Origin of the sequence: Lentibacillus songyuanensis (genome assembly GCF_039548255.1) — a bacterium.
Taxonomy (GTDB): domain Bacteria; phylum Bacillota; class Bacilli; order Bacillales; family Amphibacillaceae; genus Lentibacillus_C; species Lentibacillus_C songyuanensis.
On the sequence record NZ_JBCLVH010000011.1, the window covers coordinates 71,912 to 89,836 of the forward strand.

Below are 17,925 nucleotides of genomic sequence, written 5' to 3' on the forward strand. Positions count from 1 at the left end.
ATGAAACAGGTATACTTTGCAACTAGGGTGAGAGGTTTTTTTAAGCACTTGTTTGATACCCCTAAACTTGGACATAAATTTATATATTCAAATTCAAAATACTATGAGGTAAATGGGGGGAAAAGAAAACTACTTTCAAGGGTAGCAAAAATGAGAGTATTTGATTTGCTTGGATTGATTCAAGTAATCAGTAGTAAGAATAAAAATTGTGATATTTATGGTAGTTCGAACCGATTTCTTAATGTAGATAAGCCTTATTTTATTTATTTGGAAAATCCAACAGCATTGTTTCACTATAATTTAGAGAGAGGGAAAGGTAAAATCGGCAAAAAAAAGTTGCAACAGCTTTTAAATACAGACACACTTAAGGCTGTTATATGTATGTCGAATGCTTGCTATAGTACATTTGAAAAACTTTGTGGAGAATTTAAGGGTGAAAAGAAGTTAATATATCCATATGTACCTAGGAACCAGAAAGCAACTTATAAACAGATTCATGAGAGGTGTTTCAAAAAAGAATTTAATTTACTATTTGTGGCTCAAGGTAGTGCATTCATTTCTAAGGGGGCTTTAGAAATAATAGAAACCTTTAAAACCTTAAGAAAACAAGGGATGATAGATGTGAATTTGACTATTCTTACAACAGTAAATGAGATAGATAGTAAGCTAATCCAAGAAATAAAAAGTATAAACGGAATTACTTTATTGGACTTTAAACTTACCTACGAGGAAATGGAAGATTTATATATTAATAGTTCAGTATTGCTACACCCCACAAATCAAGATAGCTTTGCGCTAGTGGTACTTGAGGGAATGAAGGCAGCACTACCTATAATTGCAACAAAGCTCTACGCTATTCCTGAGATGGTAAAAGAGGGACAGAATGGATTTTTGATTGAACCTAAGTATTGGTTCTTTGATGAAGAAAATATTCCAAACCCATCCGTATGGAATAATAGAAAAAAAACTATCTTTTCAAAGGATATCGATAAAGCTACTGTGCAATTTTTAATAGAAAAAATATGTTTTCTATATGAAGAACGAGAGGTTTTAGAAAGAATGTCTCTGGAATCATTACGTATTGCAAATTCATCCCCATTTGATGAAGATACTATAACTTCACAATGGAATGATACAATTTCCCAGTTAGGATAATTTTACATTACTAGGGGGCAAAAGAATTGCGAGTCTGTCACATATGCTCTAACTATGATAACTTTTTTATTAACTTAATGGAAAAACAAATATCAAATGGAATTGATCCCAGAGTATTCTATTTCAGAGCTAAAGAAAGAGGATTACCTGAAGTTAAATCGGATTATGTTGATATTAGGTTGAACTATAGTAATTGGCATAGACCTTTTTTTTACCTAAAAGAAAGTACCGTGTTAAAGGATTTTTTTGAGCTTTATCAAAAAAGTCAATTTGATCTTATTCATGCCCATACTTTGTTTTCGAATGGGTATATAGCCATGAAAGCAAAAGATAAGTGGGGAATTCCATATATCGTAGCTGTAAGAAATGTTGATATCAATGTGTTTTTTAAGTATAGATTAAATCTTCGAAAGTTAGGAATAGAAATTTTAAAGCAAGCTGAAAAAATTATATTTCTATCTTCTTCATATAAAGATTTTACAATATCAAAGTTTATTCCTGAAGATTTAAAGGCTCCTTTCTTGGATAAAACTGTTGTATTACCAAATGGTATAGACCCTTATTTCTTAGAGAATAAAGGTAGCTATGCACCTTCGCCTATAAATAAAAAGAAATTATTAAATATTATTACCGTAGGGCATGTGTGCAAAAATAAGAATCAAATCACCGTCTGTAAAGCAGTCGAAAAACTCAATAAATTAGGAATCAAAACTATTTACACTGTCATTGGAGGAGTTCCAGAAAAAAGTGCGTTGAAGAGAATATTGAAATATCCTTTCGTCAACTATATACCTTTCTTATCTAAGGAAGAGTTAATAACCGAATTTCGAAAAGCTGACATATATGTTATGCCATCCCTGACGGAGACTTTTGGTCTTACCTATGCTGAAGCTATGTCACAAGGGAAACCAGTGATTTATACTAAGGGACAAGGCTTCGATGGCCAGTTTAGAGAAGGGGAAGTAGGTTATTCAGTTCATTATAATTCCTATAAAGAAATATCCAGCAAAATCGAGGACATCCTGAAAGAATATGAGGAACTATCAAAGCGTTGTATAGACCGGGTGGAGAAATTTAATTGGGAAGAGATAGTCCAAAAATACCTGCAAATTTATGGGGATTTATAGATGATAAACGACAATTTTGTGTGAATAAAATTTAATCAATTAGAAGTTAGTGTCACATCTTATAAATCTAATCATTTAGTTTATTGTGAAAAAGGGGGGAGTCTTATTAAAATATTATTTGTAGACTTGTTATCTCCAGTTGGACATAAAAATTATAATTTTAATCTCTTAAACATCATAGTTGAAAACTGTGATGTTGATACAGTTTTTGAGAGTGGTTATTTAAATGACTTTGAAGGAATAAATAATAAGATTAACAGAAGTTATGATATCCCTGAAAAGTATTTACCAAAGTCTATCTCAAACAAGAAAGGTTTAATATATAAAGTGTTGTATAGATATAATCTATATAAAGCGGTGAAATGGGTCGGTAAGTTAGTTAAAAAGAATGACTACGATTTAATTTTATTTACCGGAATTGATATTATATCTTTTAGTTTGGCAACGAAACGAGTTGTGAAACGTTATGTTTTTGTGGATCATGCAATCACATATTTAGATAAAAATAAAGTTAAACGATATTTTTGGCAACATCTAAATCCGAAAATCCAAGCGATAGCTATGGAAGAATATATTAAAGTTTATCTGAAAGAAAACTTGAAAGTAAAAAATAAAGTTTGGATTTTAAAACATCCACTTCCGACCATAAAGAAATATAATAACACCGCAAAGGAAAATAAAATAATATTTGCACCTAGTGGAAGTAATGATGAAGATTTTGTTTCATATTTAATAGAAAATAGTGATCGAATTAAAGGTTATAAGATAATAATCAAAAGCAAAAAGCAAAGTATTAATTTAAAAAAATTAGAAGTATACAACAAGCGAATAACGAACGAGGAATATTATAATTTAATGTCAAATTGTGATTATATTTTACTGCCGTATAACTCTAACTATAATTATAGGGTCAGTGGTGTGTTTTTTGAGGCAGTGGTATTTAATAAACGCTGTATAATAAGTAGTAACAATACTCTGAAATATTATGCTGATAAATACCCTAAAACAGTTTTAAAGTATGATAATTATAGTGACTTTATTGGAATGCTTGAGAGTTTAAAGACAGGGAGTAACAATAATACTTCAGAGGAATTGAATTTAATAAAAAAGAATTATTCTTCACATACATTAACTGAGCAGCTTAAACTAATACTTAGCGACGGTGAGAAGCTTAATGATTAACAAAAAAAGCATTTTAGTATTTACTATTTTATTAGTTCTAAATTTTATGTTCTCCCAAAATCCTTTGTTAGGTAACGTCATGGCAATTGGAGAAATAGCATTTGTTTTAATATATTTTCTTATAACACAATCAATTAAAAGGACATTTTACTGGCATACGTTATTTCTATTATCTTCATTAGAGGTTAGTACAGATCTCGCGAATTATAAAGGGTTAATATATGGGTATAAACATTTTGAATTCCCTTTTCTACCTATCTCAGTGAGTACTCTATTGACCATTTTTTTATTTGTAATGAACATACTAATGAATGGAAAGGTTAAATATAAAAAAAATGATTTAGTTTATAAAGCTACTATTATATTTTTCCTTTTACCTCTTATAACCGGAACGATCGGTATCTTATTTAGAGACTATAGTATCACCTTATTTCTTGAAAGGGCAATGCAACCTTTACTATATCTTTGTGTATACAGTTTATTAATTGAACATGATGATAAACAAGATTTTCAGAACTTGAAAATCTTGTTAACTTCTGCTCTAGTAGGAAGTGTTATAGCTAGTTATACTGGTGCCTTATTGGGCGTTGAGGCTTCTTATGGTGCACATACTACATTCCCTGCAAATCAAATTTTATGGTTCTCTCCCTTTTTGATAGTTTTATCATTATATGTAGGTGGTAAACAGAAAAGTTTTATACTATTAATGGGAATTTTAGCTTGCGTAAATATAATATTTTTTAATGCAACGGGTAAGGCTATTTTATTTGTTATTCTTGCATTACTAGTATATTCATATAAAAACATAACGAATATTAGGCGATTTTTATATTTTGCTTTTATTATATTTGCTATATCTGTTGGCTCGCTAATAATGCTTGATGATTTCTTTTATTCGCTTAAGTCTAATGTTTTATTTCAGGCTAAATTTGAACAGCTTTTTTCCCTTTTAAATATAAATAATTGGGGGGTAAATCTTCAAAATGTACCTTTTTCCCCAAAAGTTAGGGTTATTGAAGCAATAAATATTTTCCTATCACAAAAGGAAAATTTAATTGATCTTATTGTGGGTAGAGGATTTGGGGGATATTTCGAAGATAAATCAAATATGTTTTCAACCTTAGATTTATCTAAAGGAGCATTTAGTGATAACCAAATATTAACTGGTCAATTTGTAAGACCCCATGAAAGTTTTAATGATATATTTCTAATGAATGGGGTTATAGGTATTGGCTTATGGATTGGTTTAATAGTTGAACAACTTAAAAAAACATTGAAAGACAAAAGAGTGTCTTTCTATAGTTTGATAAGTTTAATATTTATTATTTTGATGTGGAACACTTATGTGTTATTACTTTATTTTGGATTAATATTCGTTTATGTCTCAAAGTATGGAGAATCAGATGGGAATTAAGATAACAAAAAAAGCCGTAATTTGGAACTATTTAGGTGTATTTATGACGATGGGTAGTAACTTTTTAATACTACCTTTCATGATACACTTTCTTGATGGGGATTCATTAGGATTGTGGTATGTCTACTTAAGTATAGGTGGCATAGTAACACTATTTGATTTTGGTTTTAACCCAACAATTGCAAGAAATGTGGCTTATTGTTGGAGTGGAGCCGAACAACTAAGTAAAACCAATGTTAAGTTTGTTAATAATCAAGAGCCTAATATTGGTTTATTGAAAAAAGTACTTTCCACTTGTGAAAAGATCTATTTTATTATTTCTTTAATCGCATTAATATTATTACTGACTATAGGTACATTTTATATACTATATATATCTCAACATTTAAGTGGCAACAACTATATTATTGCTTGGATCATTTATAGTGTTGCTGTATTTTTGAATCTATATTATGGATATTATGCAACATTTTTACGTGGCGTTGGAGCTATCTCAAAAGTAAATAAAGCAAGAATTATATCAAGGGCAATTCAAATTATACTCTCAATTGTTTTATTATATTTTGGGTTGGGATTAATAGCTGTTTCATTTGCTTATTTAGCTAATGGCATTCTTATTAGAATGATTTCTAAAGTTTACTTTTATAAACATGAAAATATTGGAGAGCGTTTAAAAAATAACAAAACAATAGTTTCGTTAAGGGATTTAAAGGAAACATTTAGTTTAGTATGGCATAATGCGTGGCGTGATGGACTAGTTTCTTTATCAGCTTTTTTATCTAATCAGGCTAGTATTTTAATCTGTTCTATGTATTTAAGTCTAATGGAAACCGGTATATACTCAATTTCCATGCAGCTAATAACAGCAGTTGCAACTATTTCGGGTGCCCTTTATACAGCATTTCAACCATCCCTTCAATCTGCTTATATAAATAAGGATATTGTGAAACAAAAAAGGCTAATGTCTACTGCTATGACAGTGTATCAGCTTATTTTTGGTATCGGTGTGGTGGCTCTAATTGTAGTAGGACTACCGTTATTGGAATTAATTAAATCTGATGTGAAGTTTAATATTCCGATATTGTTAGCAATTGCACTATACATTTTCTTATTAAAGCATCATTCATATTATGCTTCTTTTATATCTAATACGAATAATGTTCCATATGTTAAATCTTTTACTGCTTCTAGCTTTATTGGAATTATCCTAGCAATAATTTTAGTTCAGCTAACTGACTTAGGTGTTTGGGCACTAATCGTTGCTCAGATTATTGTACAAGGAGTATATAATAATTGGATGTGGCCAAAGAAGGTCTGGAATTTCTTAGGTGTACATTTTATTGATGTAATTACAATTGGGTTAAAAGAAATAAAAAAAATGATTTCTACCCAAGTTAATAAAGTTTCAAAAGTAAATTGGAGGAATAATTAATGGATTTAATTTTACTGTCTGGCGGGTCTGGTAAAAGGCTTTGGCCACTATCTAACGATACTAGATCGAAGCAATTTTTAAAGGTGTTAGAAAATAATGGTGATCTAGAATCAATGGTTCAAAGGGTATGGGGACAATTAGAAAAACTAAATTTAACTGAATCTACAATAATTGCAACAAGTAAATCGCAGGTAGATATGATTCATAATCAATTAGGAAACCATATCCCCTTAATTATTGAACCGGAACGTCGTGATACATTTCCTGCTATCGCTTTAGCAGCTATTTATCTTTATTCTGTAAAGGGAAGTAATTTAAATGAAGTAGTTGGAGTATTACCAGTAGACCCTTATGTAGATATTAGCTATTTTGAAAGAATAAATGATTTGGAGGATGCCTTAAACACTTCTAACGCGGACCTTGCATTAATGGGAGTAAATCCAACTTTTCCATCAACAAAATATGGTTATATAGTTCCTATGCACAACAATAAAAATGATTATATTCAGGTAAGTCACTTTAAAGAAAAGCCATCGGAAACTGAAGCAAAACATTTAATGGAACAAAATGCTTTATGGAATTGTGGTGTGTTCGCTTTTAAACTTGATTACATTATCTCTTTACTGCAGGCTAAGGGGTTACCAATTCAGTTTGAAGAATTTGTTAAACAGTATCATAAGCTTGAAAAAGTTAGCTTTGATTACGCAGTAGTTGAAAAAGCAGAACAAATTGTTGTTCTTCCATATAATGGAGTCTGGAAAGACCTTGGTACATGGAATACGTTAACTGAAGAAATGGATACAAATCAACTCGGAAAAGGTTTTGTAAGTGATGACTCTACTAATACCCACCTCGTAAATGAACTGGATATTCCAGTTACTGTATTAGGTATTAAAGATGCGGTCATTGCAGCAAGTCCAGACGGAATTTTAGTTACAGATAAAGCTGCAAGTCCAGAAATTAAAAAATTATTAAAAGATTTTGAACAGCGTCCAATGTATGAAGAAAGACGTTGGGGATGGTATAGGGTACTTGATCATACAAAGTTCGAAGAGGGAAATGAAGTCCTGACAAAGAGAATTGGTGTTAAAGCTGGAAAAAATTTAAGCTATCAAAAACACTATGCAAGGAGTGAGGTATGGACGATCATTAAAGGTGAAGGTGAATTTGCTTTGGATGATGAAATCAGAAATGTGAAATCCGGAGATGTCTTAGTTATTCCTGTTGAAGCCAAGCATGGTATTAAGGCTACAGATGACTTGGAATTTATTGAAGTACAGACTGGTTCACAACTTATTGAAGAAGATATTGTCCGTATTTATATGACATGGGAAGAAGTAAGGGGATGTTGTACAAGCAAAGCGAAATAGTGAAATTTGTTTATGTTTATTTCAATACCGAACTGCATAGAGAAATTATAATATTTAATTGATATCAGTATAAATTTCCAATTAAGCTACCCACTTTAGTGCGTGCTCGTTTGGTTCAATTAATGCTGAGTTTAAAGGAGATATGCATTTTGAAAAGTAACATTTTACGACATGCTAAAAATTCTTTAGCATATTTAAGCAAAGATATTTTTGTTTTAAATAACCCTCGGCAATTGGTAAAACAAAATCAAGTGAATTTACATTGGTTTAGCATGAAAAGAAAAGATGGAACAGAAAACTTAGGTGATTGGTTATCTACTGTAATTTACGAAAATATGTTAAGAATGAATAATATTAAACCGGATCAAAAAGTGAAGCATACTAAGCATATTTATTCGGTAGGTTCTATTTTGGGGTTTGGATATCATAACGCAACTATATGGGGAAGTGGTTTGTTGAGTGACCAGCACACAGGAAGATTAAGGAATGTATCACTAGATGTTCGTTCTGTAAGAGGGCCAGAAACAAGAAGGGTATTAATAGATAAAGGATTTAAGTGTCCCAATGTCTATGGAGATCCTGCTATATTGTTGCCCTTTTTTTATAAGCCAAATTATAAACAAAAAAACAGAAAGTATTCAATAATTCTCCATTATTCATCTTTATACAAAGATGAAGTATCAAAAGATGAATCGCTAAATATACTTACTAAAGATTATAAATCATTTATTGATACTATTGTGCAGTCTGAGGTTGTAATTAGTTCATCCTTGCATGGTATTATATTAGCTGAAGCCTATGGGGTTCCCGCTATATTATTAAATGATCGGAAGTCTTTTGATTTATTCAAATATAAAGATTACTATTATAGCACAAATAGAACTACTTTTAACGTTGCAAATACAATAGAGGAAGCCTTAGTGCTAGAACCAAATCAACTACCAAATTTGAAAAAGTTGCAGGAAGGTGTAATTAAAGCTTTTCCGCGTGATTTATGGATAGAGAAATAATAATAATATTCATAAAATACCATAGTGCTCAGAACTGAGTAATCAAAACCTGCTTATAGTACTAGTAGTAAAATTCTTAAAGTTTAAAACTAACTTTACGTAAGGGTTTGGGGTCAGACCGTGCGGCCGAGCGAGGATGTAACATATAACGGGTGGGATTCCCGTCGAGTAAGAATTAGCCACTCGCTCGTAGTAAGTTTTGAAGGATAATGGGTAACCATTATCTTTAAGCGTAGACAGCTAGGCGATGGCAGAAAACCATTAGGTTGAAGGGATTGAGCTTCCAAAACCTGTTTATGGCAAACTAATTATGTAGGGATTGGCATTTAATTTATGCAGGGCCCGGAGGGCCCTGCATAAATTAAAAGGCCACTTGCCAACCTCTCCAAAAAACTTTAAACTCCTCGTTGGACCAACAACGTTTAACAGGAGGATATTAGGAGATGTTAGCAGTGGCACAAGTTGATTATATCAGACATGAAGTGAATCAAAAAGGTGAAACATATGCCAGTGTGGGAAGACGAATGGGAATTGACCCTCGCACGGTAAATAAGTATGCCAATCAGGAGGAATTTACGAAAAGAGAAAAGCAACAACGTAAATCACCTGTCATGGATCCTGTTAAACCAATTTTGGATAAATGGATCAAGGAAGATTTAAAGAAGAAAAGAAAGTATCATAGAACGGCAAAAAGAATGTTTCAGGAATTGGAGAAGTTTCACAGTTTCAAAGGATCTTACCGTACGGTTCGTGACTATGTTTCACACCGTAAACGGGAATTAAAAGAGAATAATGAGAATGCGGCATTGCCCCTTGAGTCAATTCCAGGTACGGCGCAAGTCGACTTTGGGACAGCACCATTCAAGTATCATTCTGAAGTGATTGATCTTCCTTATCTGGTGATGTCTTTTCCTAATAGTAATAGTTTTTACTTTCAGGTTTTTCCTTCGGAAAATACAGAGTGTTTACTAGAAGGGCTACAACGCATGTTTAGTCATATGGGAGGCGTTCCCAAGACAATCCGGTTTGATAATTTATCACCAGCAGTAAAGAAGATCCGCGCAAAGGGAGAACGTGAGTTAACGGAAACCTTTGATAGATTCGTTTTACATTATGGTTTTACATACGAGTTTTGTAATCCTGGTAAAGGTAATGAAAAAGGGCACGTAGAGGCAATGGTTAAATATGTGAGGAATAACTTTTTATTACCGGAGAATACAATTTTAGAACTAGATCAATTCAATGAAACACTCTGGGAAATGGCAGAACAGGACCGTGATCGTATGCATTATGAGAAAGGTATCCTTCAATCAGAACTATTTAAGGAGGATCAGGGGAATTGGCTTCTATTACCTGAGAAAAGATTTGAATGCGCACGATATGAGGAGATAAAATCAGACAAATACGGATTCATTTCAATAGACAAGAAGCAATACTCCACTTCTCCTCGATTCGCCAAACAGAACGTGCGTGTATGCATCACATATAACAATATAACCATCCTGGAGGAGAATAATGAGGTTATCGTAAAACATCCAAGATTATATGGCATAAAGAGAAAATCAATGATGTGGCAGCCTTATTTGAATCTACTATCGAAACGTCCTAGGGCAATTAAGTATTCAGGGATTTATGATCAGTTCCCGCCAATTTGGACAGAATATCTACTAGATTGTACAGAGGAAGAACAAAAGAGTGCCTTGCGGTTATTGGGAGGGCTTTTAAAGAATGACGACTTTTCATTGTTGAATGAAGCTTTACAATTGGCCTCTACACATGGCCACCCAGATACTGATCAAATTAAGCATTGTTTCTATTCATTACTTAACCAAAACGATGCCCATGCCGCCATTACACCAAAGGTGTCTATACCTAATGTGCCAAATGTGACAAGAGGGTTATCCCATTACGATTCCTTCTTCCAGAAGGGAGGGATCAGTTAATGAATGATCAAATAGAAGCCTACGCCAAACGTTTAAAGCTAAGTTGGATTAGGGAGAATTACAGCAATGTAGAGGCCGACAGTTATCAAGAATACCTTCTCAAGTTATTTGAGAATGAAGTACAGAACCGTGAGGAAAGAAAAATAAACTTACTACTAAAGCAAGCAGGACTGCCAAAGACAGGTAGCACCCCGTATCAGTGGGAGCATATTCAAATTCCACAGGGCATTGACCGGTCGGGAGTTTTGAACGGAGACTTTATTAATGAAAAGGAAAATCTTATTTTGTATGGCGGGGTTGGGACTGGAAAAACCTATTTGGCATCGTTAATTAGCTTAAATGCCATACATAGGTTTGGCAGCCGGGTCAGATTTTACACTGTGGCATCCTTGGTGAATAAATTAATCGACGCTAATCAGCAGGGAAACCTTACGAAACTAATGAAACAGATTGAGAAGCTGGATTTATTAGTATTGGATGAGCTTGGCTATATTCCCCTCAATAAGGAGGGTGCAGAGCTTTTATTTCAGGTCATCTCTATGTGTTACGAAAATAAAAGTATTATCATCACAACTAACCTGCAGTTTGGCCAATGGAATCATGTTTTTGGCGATCCGATACTTACAGAGGCGGTTATCGACCGATTGATTCATCACTCGCATTTATTGCTTTTTACCGGAGACAGCTTCCGTTATAAAGAATCTTTATTACATGAGTAATTAGAGGTGGCAAGTGGCATACAAATTTAAATGCCATTTCATACATTTTTTACTTGCCAAATACACAAAACCCGAAATTAGTAGGGCTGATGTGCTGGTCCGTACAGAAAGCAACATTCCTATTCTCATTAAATGGCTAGAGGGTAGGAGCCTGCTCGGATTCGCAGGCCTTGGCACGTTACACATTGATATGTTACGGCAATTTGGGAGGTCCTATGATTGAGTTTGGGGTCAGCCCCCAACTACGCTAAAGCATTAAAGCAATAAAGTAATTTATTTAATAATGTGTAAATAAGGTTGCGCGCTCGAATCTATCCTTTTCCATTAAGTAAATGGATATGTAATCAATAAGTCAGACGATCAAGTAAAGAAGTGGTCATTTTTTCATCTTCAAATAGGTTGGTCCATTCTGAAGTTATGGTGTCTGAACCCCTTATTAACATGGGCAATAACAGTCCCGAGAAGCTAATGGTATTTATTCATGCTTTGAAAAAGGCATTGAGTAGTGCGCTGGGTGCGGAAGTTGAATTTGTGAACCAATTAAGCCTGGATATGCGCCTGCTACTTATGCATCAATCAACGGAACTGTTGCAAAAGGCGGTTGGCTTTAAGACGGAGACTTCAATTGAAAAGTGATTAAGAAAATTTGCGGAGTGGTATGTGGAGTATTATCGAAAGTAATAAAAGAAAAATATGATATAAGTTTAAGATGTAGGCGAAATCAGATATACTTCATTTTTCAGATTGCTTTGAGCCTGGACGTCAGGATGGGTTCAAATTTAATAAAACCGAGTGGTATCCATCCTTTTTTTATGAAGATGTATAAAGAAGTATAGAGAGTAAATATCTAGCTGCATGGATTGTAGCAAAGAAATACGGGGGAATAGCCAAATGGCAAAACGATCAAGATCTAAAAAACCAAGAAGACTTTGGTTAAAAATACCTTTAATTATTATTTTACTATTAGTACTGGGTGTTGGGGGATATGCATATTCCATCTATCATAACGCTAAGCAAACAGTAAATGAAAAAATGCATAAGCCAGTCGGGTCAATTGATTACAAACAATCAAAGAAAAAAGTTAAGGCTACCAAGCCGTTAAATATTTTACTATTAGGTGTTGATGAACGGGAGAATGATAGAGGGCGTTCCGATGCATTAATGGTTCTTAGCTTAGATCCGAAAAATGATAAGATGCAATTAGTTAGTATTCCGCGTGATACACGAACTACGATTATTGGTAAAGGAACAGAAGATAAGATTAATCATGCCTATGCTTTTGGCGGGGCTGATATGTCAGTAGCAACGGTAGAGAATTTCCTTGATATTGACCTGGATTACTATGTTCGGATGAATATGGAAGGTTTAGAGGAATTAGTTGACCAACTAGGGAGAGTCACTGTAAATAATGAGATTGCTTGGAAAGATAGTAAGTATGATTTTCCAGTTGGAAACATTGAGATGGATGGCGATAAAACCCTAAGTTTTGTACGCATGCGTAAAAATGATCCAAACGGAGACTTCGGTCGAACAAAACGTCAGCGTCAAGTTATTCAGGCTATTGTGGATAGAGGCGCAAGTGTTGGGTCAGTAGGTAAGATCAATGGTGTGATTGACGTACTAGGGAATAACATGGCTACAAATCTTGATTTCGATGACATGAAGAAATTGTTTAGTGGTTATAAAGATACAAGAAAACAAATTGAGAACTATATGATGGAAGGTAGCGGTACGAAAATCGACGGGATTTATTATCTAATTGTGCCGGATGAAGAGGTTGCTAAGGTGCATGGGATGATTGAGGGGATTTAATAGTGTATAGGTTTTGTCTTGAACAAAGTGAAATACTATAGGACGAATGGCTCTATAGATTTGATTCTGATTAAGCTAGTATAGAAAATATTATAGTTTTATATAAAAATGAATCCTTTTTTCTATTAAAAATTAACCTTATTACACAGCGGCCTATACAACCAAAGAGATTAGGCTATATAGGCCTTTTTGTTTTAATAACTTTTATGACATACTGTTACAAAATTATCCATTTGTTAAATTAAGTTGTCTCTCCCTAATGATAAAGTTAATAAAATCAATAATAAGTCGTGCAGCAATTTGAGAAGTTACACCAGTTGGATCGTATAATGGATTTACCTCTACTAAGTCAAAACCGATTACTTTTCCTTTCTTTGCCACAACCTCCAAGATTTCACTTACCTCATCGTAAAAAAGTCCACCCGGTGACGGAGAGCCTGCTCCTGGTGCGATAGAAGCATCTAAGCCATCAATATCAATCGTTACATAATATTTTTCGCCGTTAGGCATATCTTTTAATACCTCTTCAATTCCCATTTTTCTCATTTGTTTTGGTGATACGATCGTACTTCCATAAGCGCGGGCATCGTCAAAGTCTTCTTTTTGACTACTGCCAACTCCTCTAATTCCAAGTTGAGCCATTTTATTTATATGATCCATTTCAGACATTCTTCGCATAGGATTACTTAATGTAAAGCGCTGGCCTGAGGCTTCCTTTAGCCAGTCTAAATGTGCATCAATTTGGACCACATTGACTTTTTCTTCACTTTCAAGAGCAAATGCTACCGGGTTCGTTATAGAATGGTCACCACCCAAAATAACTGGTATGGCATTTTTAGAAATAATTTTTTTGATTGCCTCTTCGGTATTTTCATGGCTTTGTTCTACATCACCATTAATGATGGAAACATCTCCGCAATCCACAATTTTCCAACCTTCATCACTGTACATAATATCTTTTTCGTGATCATAACTTGCTCCAAATGCGTATAAGGAAGACTGTTCACGAATTGATCTAGGCCCCATTCTAGCTCCAGACCGCCAGGCAGTTGTCATATCATTTGGTACTCCTATAATTGCAATGTCGGCATCTAATTCATCTAAATTTGTACAAATAGGATACTTTTTAAATGATGTAATCCCTGTAAACGGCATGTCCAATTTGACCCTTGTGTAATCTGTTTTTTTTGCATATTTACTCATATTATCGCCTCTCATTTTTCGATTTTTTAAACGGCATTTGATTTCTCTGGTTCCGTATTTTTCATTTTTCCTTTATTTATAAACTGTCGATAAAGCATTCCAGCAATTAATATTAAACCGATATATCCAACAATGGGATAAACGAAGTCGATAATTTTGGCAAATGGAAATAGTCCGCCGAAAAATCCTAGTACTGTTAAAGCTATTGTTATGATTCTATATTTTACTGTGTTGCCTTTGGAAAATTGGGTGGAAACAGTCCATAGCATTCCAACTGCTGTTGTATAAATAGCAATAAGCAAGATAACGGAAAATACCAGAGATAGTGCTGGGCTAATTTGATCTGCCAAAAACAAGGTTGGGATATCCTTCGTGTAAAGCTTCTCGACGTTAGATAGGATACCAATATAGATTGCAAATACCCCAATCAGCATGATCAATCCTCCTAGAGCACCGCCGATGATTACATTCTTTCTGTTAGTCTCTTCTTTTCCCAAGTTTGCCAAAAACGGCAGAGCAACAAGTAAGACAAAAGAAGAATAAACAAATCCGGCTTGCCACCATGCACTAGTTGCCTTTGATAAGTTAATTTCTTTCATGATTTCGCTTACCTGTGCAAGGCCAGCTGTATCAAAATTTCCAGCACCAACAATAATTGCAAATATAACTATAATTGGCCCGGCGATTCCCAGTATTTTAATAATGGTATTTAGTCGTAGTAAGGCGGTGATTAAGATAAGAGCTGCCATAATTGCGCGACCGATTATATTACCTACATCAAAGTGTTCAGCAACAGTAGCGCCTGCTCCAGAAATCATGACGACAAAGACTACTAATATAAAAAGTTGTGAGAACCAATAAAAGAATGTTCCAAGATATTTTCCGCAAAAATATACGAAAACCGCCTTTGAGTCCTTTGCTTTTAAACGTAATCCTACATCCATCGCATATGCTCCAAACCACATGTGCAAAATAGCTGCAATTATAATAGCGCCTATGCCAAAATAACCAAAGGATACGAAAAACTGCATAATTTCCTGACCTGTTGCAGTGCCGGCTCCCAGTATGAATGATACGTATGCCCCAGCTAAGACAATAATTTTAAATGTATTATTCATGTTTACTCCTTTCTTTTATAAAGTTATTTGTGGTAATAACGATAATACCTAATTGAATGACACCACGATTCTATCCCAGCTTGTTGAAATCACCTCGCTAATCCATTTGGTAATTTAATTATTCTAATAATTAATTCATGTTATAATAATAGTACAGTTAAATAGCTTCGTATATACAAAAATGAAGATATTAAAAGCTATACGCCTATTAATTGAATTAAATTCCTAATAATACATTCATTTTGAAGATAGTGAAAGCGAGGAGGGATATGGTGGATAAAATAGATGTAAATATGCTTAGAATATTGCAGTTGGATGGCCGGATTTCTATTAGTGATCTATCGAAGAAGCTTGCTCTTAGCCGTCCCAGCGTGTCAGAACGTTTAAAGCGGCTTCAGGAGAAAGGTATAATTGAAGGTTTTTCTGCACAGGTGCCTCCTGCTTCGGTAGGTAAAAAATTAATGTTTATGATTGAATTAAGTGAATTGCGGGTTTCACAGTATGAATTTGAAAAAATGATTATTGATGAGCCAAATGTGATGGAATGCCACCGGGCAACAGGGCATGTTCATTACTATATAAAAGTGGCGTTAAAAGGGACAGATGAATTGACACGCTTGATAGAAAAGTTGATTCCTTATGGGAGTACTAAGACTTCTGTTTTGCTGACAACTCCGGTTGTTAAGCATGTTGTGTTGCCGGATTGAAATATATTAAAATATATTGGGTTGACAACGTGCTTATAACAACTATTAGAATTGAAAATAATACATCTGAGGGCGTTGATGTTGTAATACGTGTAATATTCTCGAATATGCATTATCTAACTATGTCTATGGAGTAAACAAGAAAGTTTCATTAGATATGTACCGATATTGTGTACAATCCAAAATGTATGAAATGGGGCGGGGGGAATTGAATGACAATATTTTCAGTGGTGCATGTTCCAGCAGATATTTTTGATAAGAGACAATAAAGTGGGTGTAGTTTATTCGAGTGATTTTATGTAAGATGGATTTAGAATGCTACAATTTATTAGGATGTTTGATAAATAATATGTAAGTAGTAACGACACCATCCCTATGATAGCGAATAAACTAAAAAGACGTATAAATTTGTATAACTTTAAAGGTCCTATTGTGCTTTCTGATTATGATGAGGAAGAACATTTAGTGTATCAAATAGAAGATGGGAACATTGTTCATGTTAATAATCTTGATAGCAACTACGGGGTTATCTGGGGAAGAGAGACTGAGCCATTTAGGAAATTACAAACGACAATCCGTTTGACTTTTCTAGGATGAATTTAAAAAGCGCAGCATCGATGGCTGGATATATAGCTGATTTAACAATAAAGTATTATAGTTTCAAACCAGTTTATTCAAATGTAGGTGGTCCAATAATGTGATATTTCACATGCCGATTATCCTATTCAACGCGGGGAAGAGAAAGGATCAGATAATGAGTTTTTATCTAATTGTGCAACCTCTCCGTTGTCAATGTATTAAAGAGATTAGAGAACGAGATGCTTAGATTGGTAAAAAGCCGGGAATTAGTTAATCTACTTGTCAACTTGCCAGGCACTGCTACATCGATTTTCCCAAGTTAATGAAAACGGTTCTTTATGAAAGTAATCAAAAGAACCCATTTATCAAATCGATAATGCGCTAAATACATTGGAACATCGCTATATCTATTAGGTTATTCCATATGCCCTAAATCCGATGATAAACCTGGGGTGATGGTTGAGGTCTTCAAGAAAAATAACAATGCCAATTCGAAGCACCTAGCTCTAGTAGGATACTAAATTATGAACAAACGCATCCACAAAGAACTTAAAGGAAGTAACCCTTTCTCTATAGTTCTACCTCGAACATGAATAATTCTAATTGAGTAATCTAGCAAACAGGTAACAATATATCAAAAAGGAAATCTACCCGTGTGTTACTTTAGGGCAGATTTCCTATTTATGTACTCATTCTTTTATTTTTACTCTTATAAACCACCCATTCAAAATGGTTATTTATCTCCAACATTTCTTCTTGGCTAAGTATAGACCATTTTTCTAATTGTAAAATATATGGTTGTTTTATTCCTTTTTCCGCAAATATTTCTAAAAGGTTCTGTACTTTTTCCTGATCAGGGTTATCAATAGTACCTTTTTGATACTCTGTTCCGCGGATCAAATAATCCAGCGAAACGTTATAAATATCTGCAAGTTTTATAATTGTTTCTAATGCTGGTCTTCTTGTTTCTCTCTCGTAAGATCCATATACGTTTGCGGTGAATCCAAGCATTAAGCTTACGTCCCTTTTTGAATAGCCATACTTTTCCCGAAGGCTTTCTAGGCGTAGTCCAAAACCTTTCATCGTCAACACCTCATCTCTTTCGCCTAAAACGTAACACAAAATGAAGTTTTTATTATAAAAACACACAAATG

General features: G+C 33.9%; 14 protein-coding genes and 1 pseudogene. 12 read left to right on the forward strand and 3 right to left on the reverse strand.

Going from position 1 to position 17,925, the window contains the following annotated elements; translation table 11 throughout:
• The 11 genes and pseudogenes from WMZ97_RS12290 (at window position 1) to WMZ97_RS12340 (ending at window position 13,164) form a co-directional block, all read left to right on the forward strand.
• On the forward strand, window positions 1-1,155 hold the full coding sequence (locus WMZ97_RS12290) for a glycosyltransferase family 4 protein (RefSeq protein WP_343272386.1): 1,155 nt from the start codon (window positions 1-3) through the stop codon (window positions 1,153-1,155).
• Between the two features lie 26 nt (window positions 1,156-1,181).
• Entirely contained in the window at window positions 1,182-2,282 is a 1,101-nt protein-coding gene (locus WMZ97_RS12295; protein ID WP_343272387.1) for a glycosyltransferase family 4 protein, read from the forward strand.
• 126 nt (window positions 2,283-2,408) lie between these two features.
• Window positions 2,409-3,464 (forward strand): hypothetical protein, encoded by a 1,056-nt coding sequence (locus tag WMZ97_RS12300; protein ID WP_343272388.1) that lies wholly within the window; start codon window positions 2,409-2,411, stop codon window positions 3,462-3,464.
• Window positions 3,457-4,878: a hypothetical protein gene (locus WMZ97_RS12305; protein WP_343272389.1), complete on the forward strand. Its 1,422-nt coding sequence runs from the start codon at window positions 3,457-3,459 to the stop codon at window positions 4,876-4,878. The genes WMZ97_RS12300 and WMZ97_RS12305 overlap by 8 nt, the downstream gene beginning before the upstream one ends.
• A complete protein-coding gene (gene wzx, locus WMZ97_RS12310) occupies window positions 4,868-6,310 on the forward strand; it encodes an O-unit flippase-like protein (protein WP_343272390.1) in 1,443 nt (480 codons plus the stop codon). Before WMZ97_RS12305 ends, wzx begins: the two co-directional genes overlap by 11 nt.
• Window positions 6,310-7,680, forward strand: coding sequence for a sugar phosphate nucleotidyltransferase (locus WMZ97_RS12315; RefSeq protein ID WP_343272391.1), 1,371 nt, complete (start codon window positions 6,310-6,312; stop codon window positions 7,678-7,680). Before wzx ends, WMZ97_RS12315 begins: the two co-directional genes overlap by 1 nt.
• A gap of 149 nt (window positions 7,681-7,829) precedes the next feature.
• Entirely contained in the window at window positions 7,830-8,690 is an 861-nt protein-coding gene (locus WMZ97_RS12320; protein WP_343272392.1) for a polysaccharide pyruvyl transferase family protein, read from the forward strand.
• Between the two features lie 443 nt (window positions 8,691-9,133).
• Complete coding sequence (gene istA, locus WMZ97_RS12325) at window positions 9,134-10,633, forward strand: IS21 family transposase (protein WP_343272393.1); 1,500 nt, start codon at window positions 9,134-9,136, stop codon at window positions 10,631-10,633.
• Window positions 10,633-11,352: an IS21-like element helper ATPase IstB gene (istB, locus tag WMZ97_RS12330; protein ID WP_343272394.1), complete on the forward strand. Its 720-nt coding sequence runs from the start codon at window positions 10,633-10,635 to the stop codon at window positions 11,350-11,352. The genes istA and istB overlap by 1 nt, the downstream gene beginning before the upstream one ends.
• 438 nt (window positions 11,353-11,790) lie before the next feature.
• Window positions 11,791-11,988: pseudogene (locus tag WMZ97_RS12335) on the forward strand (NAD-dependent epimerase); the annotation flags it as partial.
• 255 nt (window positions 11,989-12,243) lie between these two features.
• Window positions 12,244-13,164, forward strand: coding sequence for an LCP family glycopolymer transferase (locus WMZ97_RS12340; protein ID WP_343272395.1), 921 nt, complete (start codon window positions 12,244-12,246; stop codon window positions 13,162-13,164).
• 225 nt (window positions 13,165-13,389) lie between these two features.
• Here the strand turns inward: WMZ97_RS12340 and speB are convergent, their stop codons facing one another.
• Both speB and WMZ97_RS12350 read right to left on the reverse strand, forming a co-directional pair.
• Window positions 13,390-14,367, reverse strand: a complete 978-nt coding sequence (gene speB / locus WMZ97_RS12345) for an agmatinase (RefSeq protein ID WP_343272396.1) — start codon at window positions 14,365-14,367, stop codon at window positions 13,390-13,392.
• A 26-nt stretch (window positions 14,368-14,393) separates the two neighbouring features.
• A complete protein-coding gene (locus WMZ97_RS12350) occupies window positions 14,394-15,485 on the reverse strand; it encodes a YkvI family membrane protein (RefSeq protein WP_343272397.1) in 1,092 nt (363 codons plus the stop codon).
• A gap of 269 nt (window positions 15,486-15,754) precedes the next feature.
• Between WMZ97_RS12350 and WMZ97_RS12355 the strand changes: the two genes are divergently transcribed.
• On the forward strand, window positions 15,755-16,192 hold the full coding sequence (locus WMZ97_RS12355; RefSeq protein ID WP_405027689.1) for an Lrp/AsnC family transcriptional regulator: 438 nt from the start codon (window positions 15,755-15,757) through the stop codon (window positions 16,190-16,192).
• Window positions 16,193-17,452: 1,260 nt separating this feature from the next.
• Here the strand turns inward: WMZ97_RS12355 and WMZ97_RS12360 are convergent.
• Complete coding sequence (locus WMZ97_RS12360; protein ID WP_343272398.1) at window positions 17,453-17,854, reverse strand: helix-turn-helix domain-containing protein; 402 nt, start codon at window positions 17,852-17,854, stop codon at window positions 17,453-17,455.
• Window positions 17,855-17,925 lie beyond the last annotated feature (71 nt).

Excerpts from the sequence above, each read along its gene's own strand:
- istA (WP_343272393.1), top strand. The coding sequence starts at position 9,134 with ATGTTAGCAGTGGCACAAGTTGATTATATCAGACATGAAGTGAATCAA.
- WMZ97_RS12350 (WP_343272397.1), bottom strand. The coding sequence starts at position 15,485 with ATGAATAATACATTTAAAATTATTGTCTTAGCTGGGGCATACGTATCA.
- speB (WP_343272396.1), bottom strand. The coding sequence starts at position 14,367 with ATGAGTAAATATGCAAAAAAAACAGATTACACAAGGGTCAAATTGGAC.
- WMZ97_RS12355 (WP_405027689.1), top strand. The coding sequence starts at position 15,755 with ATGGTGGATAAAATAGATGTAAATATGCTTAGAATATTGCAGTTGGAT.
- istB (WP_343272394.1), top strand. The coding sequence starts at position 10,633 with ATGAATGATCAAATAGAAGCCTACGCCAAACGTTTAAAGCTAAGTTGG.
- WMZ97_RS12360 (WP_343272398.1), bottom strand. The coding sequence starts at position 17,854 with ATGAAAGGTTTTGGACTACGCCTAGAAAGCCTTCGGGAAAAGTATGGC.
- WMZ97_RS12305 (WP_343272389.1), top strand. The coding sequence starts at position 3,457 with ATGATTAACAAAAAAAGCATTTTAGTATTTACTATTTTATTAGTTCTA.
- WMZ97_RS12315 (WP_343272391.1), top strand. The coding sequence starts at position 6,310 with ATGGATTTAATTTTACTGTCTGGCGGGTCTGGTAAAAGGCTTTGGCCA.
- wzx (WP_343272390.1), top strand. The coding sequence starts at position 4,868 with ATGGGAATTAAGATAACAAAAAAAGCCGTAATTTGGAACTATTTAGGT.
- WMZ97_RS12290 (WP_343272386.1), top strand. The coding sequence starts at position 1 with ATGAAACAGGTATACTTTGCAACTAGGGTGAGAGGTTTTTTTAAGCAC.
- WMZ97_RS12340 (WP_343272395.1), top strand. The coding sequence starts at position 12,244 with ATGGCAAAACGATCAAGATCTAAAAAACCAAGAAGACTTTGGTTAAAA.